The sequence below is a fragment of the Arthrobacter sp. OAP107 genome (assembly GCF_040546765.1).
Classification (GTDB): domain Bacteria; phylum Actinomycetota; class Actinomycetes; order Actinomycetales; family Micrococcaceae; genus Arthrobacter.
On the sequence record NZ_JBEPOK010000001.1, the window covers coordinates 3902772 to 3921819 of the forward strand.

Consider the following 19048-nt stretch of genomic DNA (forward strand, 5'->3'; position numbering starts at 1 on the left):
TTCAGCACGTCAACGGCGGGTGTCCTCCACACCCTCGGCCTCAATACGCTCCTTGCGGACCTGTTCGTCCACCGTCACCTCATCGGTGACCGTCTCGGTGTCCAGCCTTACCCGCTCAACCGGCACGGCCTCCTTGGCCACCACGGGACGTTCCTCGTGGAGCACTACTTCGTGTTCCTCCTCGCCGATGTCCTGCCCCCTCAGCGCGTCGTCCCGGTTTCCTTCTGTGATCGGTTCGCGCTCCAGCCGTACTTCCTCGCGCTGTACGGGTACTGTCTGGGTTACGTTTTCGGTCACCACGTATTTGCGCAGACGTGCCCGGCCGGACGCCTGCCTTTCGGTGCCAACGTTCACGCGCTCCTCCGATCGGGTCATGGCGTCACCATCCGACAGTCCGGAGGCATCACGAGCGAGCCTGTCATCTGCCGCGCTGTAAGTTCCACCACCGCCTGCAGCAGCGAATCCTGCATCCCGCTCGGTGGCGGAAAGGCGGGCAGCGGACTGCTCGGCCGTCCGGCCGGAGCCGGCCCGGTCCCCGTTCGCCGCCTCGGTGTAAGTCACCGTTCCGTGGAGCTGGTAGTGCTCGTACAGCCGGTCCTCTTCTGAGGGGTCAAGGTGGCCCTCAGCGTCGACGCGCGGTGCATCCTTGACCTGGTCCTTGCTGTACGGGACAACGATGTCGGATCCCTCAAGCCGCGCTCCTTCGAGGGGAATGAAGGACTCCGAGGTCCCGAAAAGGCCTGTCCTTGCGGTCACCCAGGTGGGCTGTCCGTTGTCATCATCCGCGTAAACCTGGCCGAGGGAACCAATTTTGTCTCCGTCTGCGGAGAGTATGTTGCCGTTCTTGCTGAGCAGATCGTCGATGTGTTCCTTGGTGAGCATGCTGTCTCCTTGGAGTTTGACTTCGTGTTCAAATGGCTGGTCACGCTGCGGCCGACGACGGCGAACCGGCAGTTCAGGGCACACCGTCGCCGCCCTAAAGGGGCGGCTGGCGCACCCAGCCGGGCAATCGGCCGTCGCTGCCGAGATCGATACGTCGATCTCGCACTTATACCCTAAGCATGCTTACTATCAGATTGGCAAGCCTGCTTAGCTTTTTTCTCGGGATCACTCCTTGCCGCTGCCGCCAGCCGTCAATCCCCTCTGCGGCGTCGCACCGGGAGGGCGCACCCGGGGGCGCACAAGTAAGGGTGGGAAAAAATGGCAAGGGTGCTTACTATTTATTAGTAAACATGCTTACCATTGCATGCCAGCAACGCTGGTTCCTGTACAGCAGCTGACCCTTTCGGAAAGAGAGAGCGAAGATGACTGAGAACCAATGGCCGCAGGACGAAAACCTCACCTCTCCCCCGGCCACACAGAATACGGGTTACGGCACCGGCACCACCGGATACAGTGCAAGTGGAACGGGCACCACTGACTACACCGGCACCCCGGGCTACCAGGATGCTGCTACCTCGAAGAAGGACGTCGCGAAGGATGAGGCCGCGAACGTCGCCGGCGAGGCTAAAGGGGCCGCCCAGAATGTGGCCGAGACGGCCAAGACCGAGGCGAAGAACGTGGCGTATGAGGCCAAGAACAGCGCCCGCGATCTGCTGCACCAGGCGAAGTCGGACCTCACCGACCAGGCCGGCACCCAGCAGGCCAAGGCAGCCGAAGGCATCCGCAACGTCTCCTCGCAGCTGCGCACCATGGCCGACGCGCCGGACCAGCAGGGCGTGGCCGCGGACCTGGTCCGCCAGGTCGCCGATCGCTCCGAATCTGTCGCATCGTGGCTGGACAACCGGGATCCGGGCTCACTGCTGAACGAGGTCAAGTCCTTCGCCCGCCAGCGCCCCGGCACCTTCCTGCTCCTCGCGGCAGGCGCCGGTCTCCTCGCCGGACGCCTCGGCCGCAGCCTGCAGGCCGGCGCCCCGGAAACCGGGACCGCAGCCGGCTACGGATCCACCGGCGGCACCGTCCCGCCCTATCCCATGCAGCCGCCTGCTACGGAGGGCAGCCTGGATGCCGGAGTCGGCGCACCCCTTTATGACCACGCCGAACTCGGCGAACCCGCCTACACCCAGCAGGCCTACGGCGAACAAACCTACGGGGAACAGCCCGCCTACGGCGAACCCGCCACCGGCCAACCCGCCTACGGCGAACAAACCTACGGGGAACAGCCCGCATACGGCGAACCCGCCACCGGCCAACCCGCCTACGGCGAACAAACCTACGGGGAACAGCCCGCATACAGTGAACCGGGCGTCGGCGAACCGGGCGTCGGTGAGCCCGCACCCGGCGAACCGGGATATGGCGAACCGAGGCGGCGGGATACTGACGATACTGAGGGCGGGGGGCGTCCCCTGTGAGCAGCCAGATACCCGATACCCCACCGACGGCCGCGCACGCCAAGGCCGACACCACCTCCCTCGGTGACCTCCTGGGCGAGGTCACCCGGGACCTGTCCACCCTGATCCGGCAGGAAATCGAACTCGCCAAGGCCGAACTCAAACAGTCCGGCACCCGGGCCGGCAAGGGCGGCGGCATGCTCGCCGGCGCCGGCATCGCCGGGCACTTCGTGCTCCTGTTCCTCTCCATCGCCCTCTGGTACGCCCTCGGCGAGCTCATGGGCCTGGGCTGGTCCGCCGTCGTCGTCGCCGTCCTCTGGGGCATCATCGCCGCGATCCTCGCCTCCATGGGACGCAAGGAACTCAAAACCATCAAAGGCATGCCCCAAACCGTCGAAACAGCACGGGAAATCCCACCCACCCTCAAACCGAACGGAGACCACCGATGAGTGAGAACCCGGACGCCATCCGCGCCGACATCGAAGCCACCCGCGCCCGCCTCGGCACCAACGTGGACGCCGTCGCCGACAAAGTCACCCCCTCCAACATCGTCCACCGCCAGACCGGCAAAGTCAGGGACGCCGTCTTCGGAGTCAAGGAGAAAGTCATGGGCACCGCCGAGCACACCACCCACAGCGCCACCGGCAGCCTGCACCACGCCGCCCACTCCACCACCAGCGGAATGCACCAGGCCACCGACGCCGCCGGCAACGCCCTGCACGACGCCGGCGAGAAAATCGCCGACGCACCCCACCAGGTCGCCGCCAAAACCCAGGGCAACCCCCTCGCCGCCGGGCTGATCGCGTTCGGCGCCGGGCTCCTCGTCTCCTCCCTCATCCCCCCGAGCGAAAAGGAACGCGAAGCCGCCGACGCCCTCAAGACCGCGGCCGAACCGGTCACCACCCAACTCACCGAAGCCGCCAAGGACATGGCCCAAGGCTGGAAAGAACCCGCCCAGGAAGCCATGGAAAACGTCAAGGCCACCGCCACCGACGCCGCCCAACACGTCAAAGACGAAGGCCAAACCGCCGCCCAGGACGTCAAAGCAACAGCCACCGACGCCAAAGACCACGTCCAAAACACATAGCGGCGACAACAACTAAAGAGTCAAAGTACGACGACGGCCGGCCCGCTCTGCGCGGGCCGGCCGTTTGTCTGCGGTCGGGCATTTACGGTCGGCGATTAGCCCTTCTCCTTGCCGTGGGTCTTTCCCTGCGGCGTACTCCATTCCACTTCGGTGCCGTTGGTCAGTGCCACGGGTGCTCCTTGAGTCGGGATCCGTCACTGCCGAGGCTACCGTCGGCCGAATTGCTGGACTATGTCCCGGCGCACCACCACACTGTCTATTACAGCTGGCAATCCGGCGCCTTGAGGGATTTCCGGCACCGCAGTTCCCGTGCTTTCTGATTGCAGCACTGAGAGGACACCGCCATGGAGAACCTGGCAGCAATCCTGCCCCTGATTGTCATCGCTGTCTCGGTGCTGCTGGGCATTCTGATTATCTGGCTGGCCGTCAAACTGATGTGGAAAGTGGCCGAACCGAATGAGGCCCTCATCATTTCGGGTCTGACGCGCGGCACGCTGGAAAGCACCGACGGGATGGACTTCAAGATTGTGACCGGCAAGGGCGCACTGGTGGTGCCCGGACTGCAGACCGTCCGGACGCTGTCCCTGACGCTGAACGAAACGGAGCTAAAGGTTTCCTGCGTCACCTCCCAGGGCATCCAGGTGGTCGTTGACGGCGTGGTCATTTACAAAATCGGGGATGCCCCGGCCTTTATCGCCAATGCGGCCAGAAGGTTTCTTGGACAGCAGCCAAAAATGCAAAGCCAGGTGTACAACGTCTTCGAGGGCCACCTGCGCTCCATCATCGGCAGCATGACCGTTGAGGAAATTATCCGCGAGCGCGACAAGTTGGCGTCCCAGGTCCGCGGGGCAAGCGGCGTGGAAATGGAAAAACTTGGACTGGTGGTGGATTCCCTGCAGATTAAGGACCTCCAGGACCCCACCGGCTACATCCAGAACATCGCCAAGCCGCACATCGCGCAGGTCAAAATGGAGGCCCGTATTGCCGAGGCCACCCGGAACCGGGAGGCTGCGGAGCGGGAAGCCGAGGCGGCTGCCCAAATTGCCGATGCCCAGAGCGCCTCTGCCATCAAACAGTCGGCGGCGCAGGCAAACGCGGAACGGGCCAGGGCCAATGCAGCGCAGGCCGGCCCGCTGGCCGATGCCACCGCACGCCAGCAGGTGGTGGTCCAGGAAACAGAGGTAGCCAAGCTCGAGGCGGACCGCGAGGAACAGAAGCTGCAGACCACCATCCGCAAGCCCGCGGACGCCAAGGCTTATGCGCAGCGGACAGAGGCGGAGGCACAGAAAGCCGCGGACATCAGTGCCGCCGAAGCGCGGGCCAAGCGGACAGAACTCGAGGCGCAGGCCAACGCCCGCCGGGTGGAGGTGGAGGCGCAGGCCAATGCCAGCGCGGCCGCGGCGGCTGCAGGAGCCACCCGCGTGACTGGCGAGGCGGAAGCGGCTGCCACCAAGGCGCGCGGCGATGCAGCAGCGTCCGCCATTAAGGCCAAAGCGCTGGCGGAGGCTGAGGGCATCAAGGCCCGCGGCGAGGCCCTCGAAAGCAACCAGGACGCCGTCATCTCCCAGCAGCTGGCGGAGAACATGCCTGCCATTGTGGCGGCGGCGGCCGAACCGTTCGGCCACGTGGACCAGCTCACCGTCCTTAACGGCGCCGACGGCCTCAACAGCATGGTCGGCGGGATCATCACCCAGGCCGGCTCGTTCCTGCCACGTCTGTCGACTGCCCTGAAGAACGGGCAGGGCCACGTCAAGCAGTCGCCGAAGCAGCCCGGGGCCTAGGAACGGCGCCCCAAGGAAGCCGAGGAAACCAAGGAAAGCCCCGGGGGAAGCCGAGGGACATGGCGACGCACAAGAACGTTGACCGGAGCCTGACCGGGAAGATCGGCAGGGTGAGCGGGAAGATTGGCCCCGGAACCGTGGGCGAGGTAATGCTCGCCTACCGCGGCGGCACCAGCGCCTTCCACGCCTATCCGTTCGACAAGGTCAGCGTCTTTCCGGTGGGTGACGAGGTGCTTGTCATCTACTTCGAACCCCCGCAGACAGTCTTCGTGGACGAGCTGCCGGACGTCCTCCGCCACGGGGAACTGTAGTCCCCGCCTGTTAACCCAACCTTCCCCTTCCGGTCACGCCCGCTCCCCCGCACTGTTAGACGGCGGGAACACCGTTGAGGGGTGAGGATCGCTATCGTTGCCGAATCATTCCTGCCGCTGATGAACGGAGTCACGCACTCCATCCTGCGAGTGCTTGAGCACCTGCAGGAGCGGGGCGATGAGGTGCTGGTGATTGCGCCGTCGACGTCGGACACTGATGTTCCGGACGTCGTCCACGGCGCGTTCGTGCACCGGCTGCCCTCCGTTCCGCTGGCGGGTTACACGAATGTGCGCGTGGCGCTGGGAGGTGTGTACCGGGTCAAGAGAATCCTTGCCGACTACGCACCGGATGTGGTGCACCTGGCGTCGCCGTTCGTGCTCGGCTGGCGGGCCGCGCAGGCCGCGCACCTGCTGGGGATCCCCACTGTGGCCATCTACCAGACCGAGGTTCCCAGTTACGCCGCCCGGTACGGGGTGCCGTTTTTGGAGAACTGGGCCTGGAACCGGGTGGAAAACATTCATCTCCTCGCGTCCCGGACGCTGGTGCCGTCCACTTTCGCGCTGAACCAGTTGCGCGGCCGCGGGATTCTGCGGGTGGGCATGTGGCGGCGCGGTGTCGATACCGCGCGTTTTGCACCGGAAAAGCGCGACGACGGGTGGCGGGCATCCGTGGCGCCGGGCGGTGAGCGGATCATCGGTTACGTCGGCCGGCTGGCCGTAGAGAAACAGGTGGAGGACCTCGCCGTGCTGGCAGACGTTCCCGGAACCCGCCTGGTCGTCGTCGGCGACGGTCCGCAGCGGGCGGCGCTGGAGGAAGCCCTTCCCAACGCCGCATTCACCGGTTTCCTCGGCGGCGAGGAGCTGGCCCGGGCCGTGGCGTCCTTCGATCTGTTCGTCCACCCCGGTGAGTTTGAGACGTTCTGCCAGACCATCCAGGAGGCCATGGCATCGGGCGTTCCGGTGGTGGCCACGGGCCGCGGCGGGCCCCTGGACCTGGTGGAGAATTCCCGCACCGGCTGGCTCTATGAACCCGGTGACCTCGCCGGCCTGCGGCGGCATGTGATGGACCTGATGGGCGACGACGCCAAGCGCCGCGCGTTCGCGGCGGCCGCTTACGCCTCGGTCCAGGGCCGGACGTGGCCCGCACTGTCCGCAGAGCTGGTGCGCCATTACAAGGACGTCATTGCCGGGATCTCGCTCCCCAGCGACACCCTAGCCTCGCAGGCCCGGGCAGGGAACCCTGTCGGCGTGGGCCCAGAGTCATTCAACGGAGCGCGGCCGGAGCCAGCATCGCCCCTCGAACCGGAAACCAAGACCATCCAAGGAGCCATCCTGTGAAGATTTCCGTGATCGGCTGCGGCTACCTCGGTGCCGTGCACGCTGCCACACTCGCGTCGATGGGCCACCACGTGGTGGGGATCGACGTCGACTCCGCACGCGCTGAGCAGCTGGCCAGCGGCCGGGCCCCTTTCTTCGAACCCGGGCTGGACGAACTCCTGCGCGACAGCCGCACCACCGGCCGGCTCAGCTTCTCCACGGACTTCGCCGACGCCGCCGGGGCGCAGATGCATTTCCTGTGCGTGGGAACGCCGCAGTCCAAGACCTCCGACGGCGCCGACCTCAGCTACCTCGTCTCCGCCACCAAGAGTCTCCTTCCGCACTTGGGCCGGGGTGCCGCCGTCGTCGGTAAATCAACTGTGCCCGTGGGCACCGTTGCCAAGCTGGGGCGCATGCTCGCCGCGCGGCCGGATGTGCTGCTGGGCTGGAACCCGGAGTTCCTGCGGCAGGGCACGGCGGTGAAGGACACGCTGGTGCCGGACCGGCTGGTGTACGGGGTTCCCGGCGGCAAGGAGGGTGCGTTCGGACGCCGCAGCGACGGCACGCAGGGAGCTGCCCGCGGTGTGACTGCAGTGCTGGACGCGGTTTACGAGCCGTTGCTGCGCGCCGGCATCCCACGGCTCGTCTGCAATTTCGCGACGGCGGAACTGATCAAATCGGCGTCGAACGCGTACCTGGCAACCAAGGTCAGCTTCATCAACGCGATGTCGGAACTGTGCGACGCCGCCGGCGCCGACGTCACCGAACTGAGCGAGGCGATGGGCATGGATCCGCGCATCGGCAACCGGTACCTGCACGCCGGGCTCGGTTTTGGCGGCGGCTGCCTGCCCAAGGACATCCGCAGTTTCCGTGCCCAGGCGCAGGCGCTGGAGGTCCGGTCCGTCGACGACTGGATGGCCGTGGTGGACTCCATCAACGTCGGCCAGCGTGCCCGGACCGTGGAAGTGGCCCGGGAACTCTGCGGCGGCTCGATCGCCGGCCGCACGGTGACCGTGCTGGGCGCGGCGTTCAAGCCGGACACTGACGACATCCGCGACTCCCCCGCTCTCGATGTGGCGCTCCGGCTCGCCTCGGCGGGCGCGCACGTCACCGTGACGGACCCCAAGGCCATCAACAACTCGTGGATGCGCTACCCGCAGCTGCGGTTCGAGGCCTCCACCACCCGCGCGCTCGAGGGCGCCGAGCTGGTGCTGCTGCTGACCGAATGGGCCGAGTACCGTGCACTGTCACCGGCCAAGGTCGGGCAGCTGGTCCGACGCCGGACGGTGCTGGACGCGCGGAACGTGCTGGACGCTGCGCCGTGGCAGGCGGAAGGCTGGACGGTGCGCGGCCTCGGCACCCAGGCGGCCCCGCTGGTGGAGCAGGTTTCCGCTGGCTGAGTCCGCGCAATCACCATCAGGGGATCGAGCCCGGCTTAACCACCCTCTATGATCGAGGTGAGGGGGTGGACGCTCAATGAGTTTCTCGCGGTCTCACGCAACGGCGGCATGACGGCGGCTTCCCCACGCCCTGACGGTGATCCGGCCGGCAGTTCCGCCCTGTTCGAAGCGCTGCCGGACGCGGTTCTGGTGATCGGCGGCGACGGGGTCATCACGCAGGTCAATGCCGCCGCGGAACGGCTCTTCGGCTACGACAGGCTTCGGCTCGTGGGCGAAGACCACCGGATGCTCCTCGCCGAAGGCTACCGCAGCGGGTTCGACCGGCTTTTCGCGAGCCTGCGCAGCGAGTCCGGAGACGGCGCCGATGCCCAGACCCCGTTCGAGTCATACGGCCTGCGGAGCGACGGCACGGAGTTCCACGGCGAGGTGGCCTGCTCCCTGCTTGATTCCGGCGGCGGCCCATGGCTGGTCGCGGCTGTCCGGCCCACGTTTCACCGGCAGGAAGCTGATGCCGAGCTCCGGGAAGCGATGTCTCTGCTCAGCGCCACCCTGGAGTCCACGGCCGACGGGATCCTGGTGGTGGGCGTCGACGGCAAGATCGCCGGCATCAACGAGCAGTTCACCAGGATGTGGGGCATCCCGCGCGAACTGCTGGCCACGGGTGATGACGCCGCGGTGATGGATTACGTGCTTGGCCTGCTCTCGCACCCCGAAAGCTTTGTGGACAAGGTCAACGAGCTCTACGCGCACCCCACCGAGGAAAGCCACGACACCCTGGAGTTCCTCGACGGCCGTACCTTCGAACGCTATTCACGGCCGCAGCGGGTGGGAAACGTGGTGGTGGGCCGGGTCTGGAGCTTCCGGGACGTGACTCCGCGGCGCCGTGCCCAGGAGCAGGCCCGGCAGGCGATGGCGGACCTCGCCGAACAGGCGGCGCAACTGAAGGCCATGGCGTTCCAGGACCCGCTGACGGGGCTGGCCAACCGTAAGCTGTTCCACGACCAGCTGTCCGAAGCGCTGCACGGAAGCAGCGGTGCCGCCGTCGACGTCCTCCTCCTGGACCTTGACGACTTCAAGGAGGTCAACGACATCCTTGGCCACGCCGCCGGCGACCAGATGCTGGTGGAGGTGGCCCGCCGGCTGAGGGCGTGCGTGCGGCCCGACGACACGGTGGCCCGGCTGGGCGGTGACGAGTTTGTCGTACTCCTGACCGGGTCCGCGGATGCCGAGGCCGTCGCCGAGCGGATCGTGCAGTCGCTCAACGTCCCGGTACGGATCGAGGGATCCATGCTGCGGCCCAGCCTGAGCTTGGGGATCGCATCGCTCAGCGAGGACGCGGTGGCCGCCTCGGAGCTGCTGCGGCGCGCCGATGTGGCGATGTACGCCGCCAAAGCCGCCGGCAAGAACCGGTTTATGCGGTTCAGGCCGGAGATGATGACGGCCCTGGTGCAGCGGACGGACATGGAGGCGGGTCTGCGGCTGGCCGTCGACAACGACCAGATCAGAGTGAGCTACCAGCCGGTTGTCTCGCCGCGGCTGGGTGAGGTGATCCAGTTTGAGGCACTGGCGCGGTGGGAACGGGACGGCAGGAATGTCCCGCCGTCGCAGTTCATTCCGACGGCGGAGCGCAGCGGGCTGATCTCGGCGATCGGCCTGCAGATGATGCGGGAGAGTTTCATCCAGCTGGGACCCTGGCTGTCGGACGGCAGGGAGCGCTCGCTCGCGGTGAACGTGTCCGGCGTGCAGCTGCGGGACGGCGGTTTCGCCGGCAGTGTGCTGGGCTTGGCAGAGTCGCACGGCATGGATTCCCGGCGGCTGGTGCTGGAGGTGACGGAGAGCGTGTTTTTCGACGCCGACGACCACGTGATCGGCCAGCTCGCGAGCCTGCGAAGTGCCGGAGTGCGGGTGGCGCTCGATGATTTCGGCACCGGCTACTCGTCGCTGGGCAGGCTTCAGGACCTGCCCGTGGATGCGGTGAAGATCGACCAGTCCTTCGTCTCGATGGTCCGCACGGGGGCGGAGAAGCTGCCGATCCTCAGCTCCATGATCAACATGGCCCACAGCCTGGGGCTCAGCGTCACCGCGGAGGGCATAGAAACCGCTGCGCAGGCCGCCTTCCTCACCGACCTGCAGTGCGACGCGCTGCAGGGCTACCTGTTCTCGGTTCCCGAATCCGAGGCCGGCCTCGGGCAGGCCATCAGCCGCTCAGCCGCAGCGCTCGAGGCCCTTGAAGGCCTTCGCCTGCGCCGCTGACCCCGTCCAAACCCTCTCTCAGCTCCCGCAGCGTTTTGGCCAGCCCTCTCTCAGTTCCCGTCGTGTTTTGACGAACGCTCCATCACCTCCCGTCGCCCTCCCGCGGGGCCCTTCCTGGGGGGACCTCACGCTGACACCTCAAAATTTCGTCAGGCAGGTGAAGTGATGATTGGGCCCTGCGGACATTTGCGGTTTGGACAGAGACCACGACGGCGTAGCCCGTGAAGCTGCGGCAGCTAAACCTGACCTCAGGCGTTGTCCAGCTCGGACTCCTCGCTCGGTTCGCCGGCTCTCACGAGCTCCAGGCTGCGGTCCCACAATTCCCGCGCCAGCCCGGCGTCGTACGCCTGGCTGTTGGCCTTCGCCAGCGCACGCTTGATGTAGAAGGCTCCGGGCACCCAGTCCCGTCCTGGCGTGGAAGTAGCGAGCCAGACGAGCGTGTCGGCGCCCTGCTCGGCCGAGAGCAGGAATCTGTTCAGCACGGTCTTGTAGGCATGGCGGAACCAGCTGGTGGACTCCGCCGCGAAGTTGGTGGCCACCACGCCCGGGTGGAAGGCGGCCGCCGCGATGCCGTCTTTCCCGTAGCGGTTCTGCAGTTCCGCGGTGAACAGAATGTTAGCCAGCTTGGCGGTGCCGTAGGCACGGTTTGTCGAGTAGCTCCGCTCTGAGTTGAGATCGGTCAGATCCAGCCGCCCGAATCCGTTGGCAGCGCTGGACGTGTTGATGATGGTGGCACGGCTGGCGGTAAGAAGGTCCAGCAGCTCGGTGGTGAGCAGGAAAGGCGCCAGATGGTTGATCTGGAACGTCTTCTCGTGGCCGTCCCCGGTCAGCTCATGGCCGCGCATGATCCCGCCGGCGTTGTTCACCAGGACGTCTATCCGCGGGTACCTTGCACGCAACGCTGCGGCCAGCTCGCGCACCTGCGCCAGCTCCGCGAAGTCGCAGACGAAATAGTCAGCGCCCAGTTCCGCGCCCACCGCTGCGGTTTTGTCCGGGGAACGCCCGACGACGACAATCCGCTCGCCTGCCCGCGCCAGGTTCCGCGCGGCTGCTGCACCGATCCCGTCGCTGGCGCCGGTGATGACGATGGTGCGCTGAGGCATGAGCGTTCCTTTGCTGTGGTTGAGCCGCTGTCCCATGAGTCGGCCCCTCAAACACAACGGCCCCCGGCCGGGTTATGTTCCCCGGCCGGACGCCGTCGTGGGCTATTTGAAAGACTGCACCTACAAGTTCAGCGCGGGCCGCAGACTCAGGGCATTCCCTGCATTCAGCAACATAGGAGCTATGCCGAGCATCTCTTCCGTGGAACGCAGGAGCGAATAGTGGCTGTAGGAACCCTGCACCGTTGTGCCCGGGACGACCGAAGGCGCCACGATGAAGTTCGGTACAGGAGTATCCTCATCGAAGACGACCGCAATGGCAGTCCTGCCGGCCTTGTACGTCGCGCTGTTCAGGATCGACGGGAGCCAGCCGGACAGCCAGCTATCGCCGGTGGCGATGCTGCAGTCGTGCATGTCGTTGCAGATATTCGGGGTGATCAGGGAGAAGTTCGGCAAGGTGTTGTTCGCCAGATCGCGCTGCAGGTTTCCTGAAGCCGGAGTGCCCAGCGGGACATTGTTCGCGGCGCAGGCTGCCCTGTCCCCCGTGCCCTGGTAGTACACCTCTGGATTGTGGCGGACCATGTATTGGCCGGAACTGCCGAGCTGGCAATTCGTGGACATGGATTCCTGGTAGCTCTTGTAGGTGAGTCCGCGCGTCCTGACTTGCCGGAAGATATTGTCGGCGGTAATCGGCGGCAGGTTGCTTGGATTCGAATCGGTGGTGACTCCCTGCGTGCTGCCGGAGGTCAGAGCCAGGTAGCTGGGAAGCGAGGGCAGCCCCAGGCCGGCATCGCTCCATGTCGTCACGGAACCGCACTGCCGGGCAACCTGGCTCATGTACGGGGCGTTGGCACTCCCAATGACCTGCGAGTACGTCTTGTTCTCGAAGATGAACCAGATCACGTGGTCGTAGGTCGGCGGAGGCGCTGCCGTGGTGCCGCACGGGCTCGCCGCGGGCGGTGGTGGCGGCGGCGGGGGTGGAGGCGGCGGTGGCGGAGTCCCGTTCGTCGTCAGGATCAGCTGCGGCCGGTGCGTGGTGTCTGCCAGCTCCTTGGAGCCATAGATCACGCCGTCGGAAGATGTGTTGTTGATGCGGAAGGAGAACGTACCGTCGCCCTTGACGACGCTAAAGACGTCGACCTCCACAAACGTGTTGGTCGAAGCGGTCCCCACCGAGGCAATAACGGTGGATTCAGCCGCCGGCGCATTGGACCAGTTGATGGTGTTTTCGGTCCACGTCGTGTTCAGTACCCGCCTGAACTGGCCGCCAAGGTTCGACGGATCAGTCACGAACAGCCGCAGTTTGGCACCCGTCACTGTGCTACCGGTGCCGCTCACGGTGAACTTCAGAAATGACATCTCAATTGGCGAATTATCTGCCTTGAGTCCGATTGCGGTTCCATAGTTGGCATTTGGTGTGTCCCGTTTGACCACGGCGTCGGCCGAGGGACTAATTGCAACGGTCGCTGCCTGGGCAGTGCCGCCAATCAACGAAATAGCGGCGAGGAAAAGAACAGTTGTAACCGCTGATATCCAATTGGCCGGCGGAACCCCGCGCCTACGGCGGTGCCTTCCAGTACTCTTCCGGGCATTCGGGAAGTCTGATCTTGCACGCATCAGGGACTCCTTTGTCCGATGGGCGCGTCACCGTCGACGCGTTCGTACACGGTAGCCCGGAGCCGTTGAGAAAGAGTGGGAAAATCTGGAGTTAGCCTGTGAAAACCTTGATACAACGCCGGAAAGTCCCCAATAGTCACCGATTGATTCCCTGCGAGGATTGGAACAGAGAGCAGGGTACCGGCTAGATGGCGGAGGCCGCTTAAATGCGGGAGAGCCCCGACCGTGTGGTTGGGGCTCTCGACCGTTTCTTTAATGGTTGTCCGGCGGTGACCTACTCTCCCACACCCTCCCGGGTGCAGTACCATCGGCGCTGTGGGTCTTAGCTTCCGGGTTCGGAATGGAACCGGGCGTTTCCCCCACGCTATGACCGCCGTAACCCTTGCTCCCGGCACACACCCTTGCGGGGGTGTGGGGGAAATCTGTGGTGTTACAACTGTGGTGTTGTATTCAGTTATCTCGGTTCCTGCAACCGGACAAGCCCGTGGCGGGTTTGTTGGTTGGGAACCACATAGTGGACGCAAGCATGCTTTGTTCTTGTGTGGTGTAAGTTATCGGCCTATTAGTACCGGTCAGCTTCACGAGTCGTTAGTCCTCGCTTCCACATCCGGCCTATCAACCCAGTGGTCTGGCTGGGGGCCTCTCACACAAAATGTGTATGGAAATCTCATCTCGAAGCGAGCTTCCCGCTTAGATGCTTTCAGCGGTTATCCCATCCGAACGTAGCTAATCAGCGGTGCACTTGGCAGTACAACTGACACACCAGAGGTTCGTCCGTCCCGGTCCTCTCGTACTAAGGACAGCCCTTCTCAAATTTCCTGCGCGCGCAGCGGATAGGGACCGAACTGTCTCACGACGTTCTAAACCCAGCTCGCGTACCGCTTTAATGGGCGAACAGCCCAACCCTTGGGACCTACTCCAGCCCCAGGATGCGACGAGCCGACATCGAGGTGCCAAACCATGCCGTCGATATGGACTCTTGGGCAAGATCAGCCTGTTATCCCCGAGGTACCTTTTATCCGTTGAGCGACGGCCATTCCACAATGTACCGCCGGATCACTAGTCCCGACTTTCGTCCCTGCTCGAGATGTCTCTCTCACAGTCAAGCTCCCTTGTGCACTTACACTCGACACCTGATTGCCAACCAGGCTGAGGGAACCTTTGGGCGCCTCCGTTACTTTTTAGGAGGCAACCGCCCCAGTTAAACTACCCATCAGGCACTGTCCCTGACCCGGATTACGGGCCGAAGTTAGATGTCCAAAGTGACCAGAGTGGTATTTCAACGATGACTCCACCCGAACTGGCGTCCGGGCTTCAACGTCTCCCACCTATCCTACACAAGCCACTCCGAACACCAATACCAAACTATAGTAAAGGTCTCGGGGTCTTTCCGTCCTGCTGCGCGTAACGAGCATCTTTACTCGTACTGCAATTTCGCCGAGTTTATGGTTGAGACAGCGGGGAAGTCGTTACTCCATTCGTGCAGGTCGGAACTTACCCGACAAGGAATTTCGCTACCTTAGGATGGTTATAGTTACCACCGCCGTTTACTGGGGCTTAAATTCTCAGCTTCGCCGTGAGGCTAACCGGTCCTCTTAACCTTCCAGCACCGGGCAGGAGTCAGTCCGTATACATCGTCTTGCGACTTCGCACGGACCTGTGTTTTTAGTAAACAGTCGCTTCCCCCTGGTCTCTGCGGCCCCGATCCCCTCCGGACAGCACGTGTCCATCAAGGTTGGGGCCCCCCTTCTCCCGAAGTTACGGGGGCATTTTGCCGAGTTCCTTAACCATAATTCTCTCGATCGCCTTAGTATTCTCTACCTGATCACCTGTGTCGGTTTGGGGTACGGGCGGCTAAAACCTCGCGCCGATGCTTTTCTAGGCAGCATAGGATCACCGAATCCCCCCTTTACGGGAGTCCCGTCAGATCTCAGGCACATGAACAGCGGATTTGCCTACCGTTCGCCCTACATCCTTGGACCGGGACAACCATCGCCCGGCTCGGCTACCTTCTTGCGTCACACCTGTTAATACGCTTGCCTCCCAGGATCAGGTCCCGCGCTCCACCAAAACCCTTCACCCACAAGGGGTGTCGGGCAGGTCTCGGGCGGTTAGTATCCCCTGTTCAACATGGGCGGTTTTTCGCCGGTACGGGAATATCAACCCGTTGTCCATCGACTACGCCTGTCGGCCTCGCCTTAGGTCCCGACTTACCCAGGGCAGATTAGCTTGACCCTGGAACCCTTGATCATCCGGCGGACGGGTTTCTCACCCGTCTTTCGCTACTCATGCCTGCATTCTCACTCGTGTAGGCTCCACCGCTGGTTTACACCGCGACTTCACCGCCCACACGACGCTCCCCTACCCATCCACACTCCTGAACCACAAAGGCTTGGAAAATATGTGAATGCCACAACTTCGGCGGTGTACTTGAGCCCCGCTACATTGTCGGCGCGGAATCACTTGACCAGTGAGCTATTACGCACTCTTTTAAGGATGGCTGCTTCTAAGCCAACCTCCTGGTTGTCTTCGCAACTCCACATCCTTTCCCACTTAGCACACGCTTAGGGGCCTTAGTTGGTGGTCTGGGCTGTTTCCCTCTCGACTATGAAGCTTATCCCCCACAGTCTCACTGCTGCGCTCTCACTTACCGGCATTCGGAGTTTGGCTGACGTCAGTAACCTTGTAGGGCCCATTAGCCATCCAGTAGCTCTACCTCCGGTAAGAAACACGCAACGCTGCACCTAAATGCATTTCGGGGAGAACCAGCTATCACGAAGTTTGATTGGCCTTTCACCCCTACCCACAGCTCATCCCCTCCATTTTCAACTGAAGTGGGTTCGGTCCTCCACGACGTCTTACCGTCGCTTCAACCTGGCCATGGGTAGATCACTTCGCTTCGGGTCTAGATCACGCCACTGCAACGCCCTGTTCAGACTCGCTTTCGCTACGGCTTCCCCACACGGGTTAACCTCGCGACGTAACACTAACTCGCAGGCTCATTCTTCAAAAGGCACGCCGTCACAACTACAAGGCTGCTCCGACGGATTGTAAGCACACGGTTTCAGGTACTGTTTCACTCCCCTCCCGGGGTACTTTTCACCTTTCCCTCACGGTACTGGTCCGCTATCGGTCATTAGGGAGTATTTAGGCTTATCAGGTGGTCCTGACAGATTCACACGGGATTTCTCGGGCCCCGTGCTACTTGGGATACTCATCAAAGGCGGTGCACAGCATTACGGTTACGGGGCTCACACCCTCTACGGCCGGCCTTTCAAGACCGTTCACCTATACCAGCACTCACACCTCCCCGGTCCGGCAGAACCAGGACAACAAGTCCCACAACCCCGCCCATGCAACGCCCGCCGGCTATCACACATGAGTCGGTTTAGCCTGATCCGCGTTCGCTCGCCACTACTAACGGAATCACTGTTGTTTTCTCTTCCTGCGGGTACTGAGATGTTTCACTTCCCCGCGTTCCCTCCACGCACCCTATGTGTTCAGATGCGGGTCACCAGATAACTCGCGCGTCTGGCGGGGTTTCCCCATTCGGACACCCTGGGATCACAGTCCGGTTATCGACTCCCCCAGGCTTATCGCAGATTCCTACGTCCTTCTTCGGCTCCTAATGCCAAGGCATCCACCGTGTGCTCTTAAAAACTTGACCACAAAGATCAATCAGTAATTTTCGAGAGAACCACGAAACCAACCACACCCAACAACCACCAACCCCAACAAAGAAGTCAGCCATCATCACGCGCAGCCAGATCCAGGTTCATATTCTTGGAAATTGCTTCTTATAAAAGATGCTCGCGTCCACTATGTAGTTCTCAAACAACAACCCCGTACCACACACCCCACACACAACCCCCAAAGGAGCCAACCACGCGCGATCGGTGCAGCCAGGAAACCAGAAACAAACAAACCCCGGAACAAGAAGAAAAAACCCCCTCCCCCGGCCCTGTTGCCTCAGGACCCAACAGTGTGCCAAACACTACCCGGCAACCCGTGCCGGCCGCGTTCCAGGACCACCACGCCCTTTCCGAAGAAAAAACGAAGGATCCGTACTAACCACCGGTCCGTGCCACCAGGCACCTATTTGCTGATATTCCACCCATGAGCACCCGCCGCAGAACAACCGTCTGCGCAACGGGCCTTTACTCCTGACAACCCCACCACACCCGCATACACGGGCCGGAAAGACTGTAGGTGCTCCTTAGAAAGGAGGTGATCCAGCCGCACCTTCCGGTACGGCTACCTTGTTACGACTTAGTCCCAATCGCCAGTCCCACCTTCGACGGCTCCCTCCCACAAGGGGTTAGGCCACCGGCTTCGGGTGTTACCAACTTTCGTGACTTGACGGGCGGTGTGTACAAGGCCCGGGAACGTATTCACCGCAGCGTTGCTGATCTGCGATTACTAGCGACTCCGACTTCATGGGGTCGAGTTGCAGACCCCAATCCGAACTGAGACCGGCTTTTTGGGATTAGCTCCACCTCACAGTATCGCAACCCTTTGTACCGGCCATTGTAGCATGCGTGAAGCCCAAGACATAAGGGGCATGATGATTTGACGTCGTCCCCACCTTCCTCCGAGTTGACCCCGGCAGTCTCCCATGAGTCCCCACCACTACGTGCTGGCAACATGGAACGAGGGTTGCGCTCGTTGCGGGACTTAACCCAACATCTCACGACACGAGCTGACGACAACCATGCACCACCTGTGAACCGGCCCCAAAAGGAGAAACCACATTTCTGCGGCGGTCCGGTCCATGTCAAGCCTTGGTAAGGTTCTTCGCGTTGCATCGAATTAATCCGCATGCTCCGCCGCTTGTGCGGGCCCCCGTCAATTCCTTTGAGTTTTAGCCTTGCGGCCGTACTCCCCAGGCGGGGCACTTAATGCGTTAGCTACGGCGCGGAAAACGTGGAATGTCCCCCACACCTAGTGCCCAACGTTTACGGCATGGACTACCAGGGTATCTAATCCTGTTCGCTCCCCATGCTTTCGCTCCTCAGCGTCAGTTAATGCCCAGAGACCTGCCTTCGCCATCGGTGTTCCTCCTGATATCTGCGCATTTCACCGCTACACCAGGAATTCCAGTCTCCCCTACATCACTCTAGTCTGCCCGTACCCACCGCAGATCCGGAGTTGAGCCCCGGACTTTCACGGCAGACGCGACAAACCGCCTACGAGCTCTTTACGCCCAATAATTCCGGATAACGCTTGCGCCCTACGTATTACCGCGGCTGCTGGCACGTAGTTAGCCGGCGCTTCTTCTGCAGGTACCGTCACTTTCGCTTCTTCCCTACTGAAAGAGGTTTACAACCCGAAGGCCGTCATCCCTCACGCGGCGTCGCTGCATCAGGCTTTCGCCCATTGTGCAATATTCCCCACTGCTGCCTCCCGTAGGAGTCTGGGCCGTGTCTCAGTCCCAGTGTGGCCGGTCACCCTCTCAGGCCGGCTACCCGTCGTCGCCTTGGTGAGCCATTACCTCACCAACAAGCTGATAGGCCGCGAGTCCATCCAAAACCACAAAAAAGCTTTCCACCCCCCACCATGCGATGAGGAGTCATATCCGGTATTAGACCCAGTTTCCCAGGCTTATCCCAGAGTCAAGGGCAGGTTACTCACGTGTTACTCACCCGTTCGCCACTAATCCCCGGTGCAAGCACCGGATCATCGTTCGACTTGCATGTGTTAAGCACGCCGCCAGCGTTCATCCTGAGCCAGGATCAAACTCTCCGTTGAAGAAAAACAGACACAACCACCACCCCCGGAAATAACAGGGACAACGGCTGCACAAAATTTGAAACCAGCCAAAAACACCAGGCCACACCACGGGGGTGGGCAGC

General features: G+C 62.8%; 11 protein-coding genes and 3 rRNA genes. 8 read left to right on the forward strand and 6 right to left on the reverse strand.

Translation table 11 applies throughout. The annotated features are described in order from the left end of the window. Positions 1-9 precede the first annotated feature (9 nt). Positions 10-882 (reverse strand): PRC and DUF2382 domain-containing protein, encoded by an 873-nt coding sequence (locus tag ABIE00_RS17870; RefSeq protein ID WP_354262047.1) that lies wholly within the window; start codon positions 880-882, stop codon positions 10-12. 422 nt (positions 883-1304) lie between these two features. On the opposite strand from ABIE00_RS17870, the gene ABIE00_RS17875 reads away from it, so the two are divergent. From ABIE00_RS17875 to ABIE00_RS17910, 8 genes are all read left to right on the forward strand, one after another. Next, positions 1305-2351, forward strand: coding sequence for a hypothetical protein (locus ABIE00_RS17875; protein ID WP_354262048.1), 1047 nt, complete (start codon positions 1305-1307; stop codon positions 2349-2351). After that, positions 2348-2779, forward strand: a complete 432-nt coding sequence (locus ABIE00_RS17880) for a phage holin family protein (protein ID WP_354262049.1) — start codon at positions 2348-2350, stop codon at positions 2777-2779. Before ABIE00_RS17875 ends, ABIE00_RS17880 begins: the two co-directional genes overlap by 4 nt. Continuing rightward, on the forward strand, positions 2776-3417 hold the full coding sequence (locus tag ABIE00_RS17885; protein ID WP_354262050.1) for a DUF3618 domain-containing protein: 642 nt from the start codon (positions 2776-2778) through the stop codon (positions 3415-3417). The genes ABIE00_RS17880 and ABIE00_RS17885 overlap by 4 nt, the downstream gene beginning before the upstream one ends. 344 nt (positions 3418-3761) lie before the next feature. Beyond that, complete coding sequence (locus ABIE00_RS17890; RefSeq protein ID WP_354262051.1) at positions 3762-5198, forward strand: flotillin family protein; 1437 nt, start codon at positions 3762-3764, stop codon at positions 5196-5198. 59 nt (positions 5199-5257) lie between these two features. Then, on the forward strand, positions 5258-5509 hold the full coding sequence (locus tag ABIE00_RS17895; protein WP_354262052.1) for an NfeD C-terminal domain-containing protein: 252 nt from the start codon (positions 5258-5260) through the stop codon (positions 5507-5509). 81 nt (positions 5510-5590) lie between these two features. Next, positions 5591-6847 carry a glycosyltransferase family 4 protein gene (locus tag ABIE00_RS17900; protein ID WP_354262053.1) on the forward strand — a complete coding sequence of 419 codons (1257 nt, stop codon included), beginning with the start codon at positions 5591-5593 and terminating at the stop codon, positions 6845-6847. Next, positions 6844-8226 (forward strand): UDP-glucose dehydrogenase family protein, encoded by a 1383-nt coding sequence (locus tag ABIE00_RS17905; protein ID WP_354262054.1) that lies wholly within the window; start codon positions 6844-6846, stop codon positions 8224-8226. The genes ABIE00_RS17900 and ABIE00_RS17905 overlap by 4 nt, the downstream gene beginning before the upstream one ends. A gap of 108 nt (positions 8227-8334) precedes the next feature. Further along, positions 8335-10479 (forward strand): putative bifunctional diguanylate cyclase/phosphodiesterase, encoded by a 2145-nt coding sequence (locus ABIE00_RS17910; RefSeq protein WP_354263416.1) that lies wholly within the window; start codon positions 8335-8337, stop codon positions 10477-10479. Between the two features lie 248 nt (positions 10480-10727). Here ABIE00_RS17910 and ABIE00_RS17915 read toward each other — a convergent pair whose 3' ends face one another. From ABIE00_RS17915 to ABIE00_RS17935, 5 genes are all read right to left on the reverse strand, one after another. Then, positions 10728-11582, reverse strand: a complete 855-nt coding sequence (locus ABIE00_RS17915; protein ID WP_354262055.1) for an SDR family NAD(P)-dependent oxidoreductase — start codon at positions 11580-11582, stop codon at positions 10728-10730. Positions 11583-11702: 120 nt separating this feature from the next. Then, positions 11703-13196 (reverse strand): CBM96 family carbohydrate-binding protein, encoded by a 1494-nt coding sequence (locus ABIE00_RS17920; protein WP_354262056.1) that lies wholly within the window; start codon positions 13194-13196, stop codon positions 11703-11705. A gap of 261 nt (positions 13197-13457) precedes the next feature. Next, positions 13458-13574: ribosomal RNA gene (rrf, locus tag ABIE00_RS17925) — 5S ribosomal RNA — on the reverse strand. 163 nt (positions 13575-13737) lie between these two features. Further along, a 23S ribosomal RNA gene (locus tag ABIE00_RS17930) occupies positions 13738-16863 on the reverse strand. A 553-nt stretch (positions 16864-17416) separates the two neighbouring features. Next, positions 17417-18944, reverse strand: a 16S ribosomal RNA gene (locus ABIE00_RS17935). The 16S, 23S and 5S rRNA genes sit together here, the layout of an rRNA operon. Between the last annotated feature and the right edge of the window lie 104 nt (positions 18945-19048).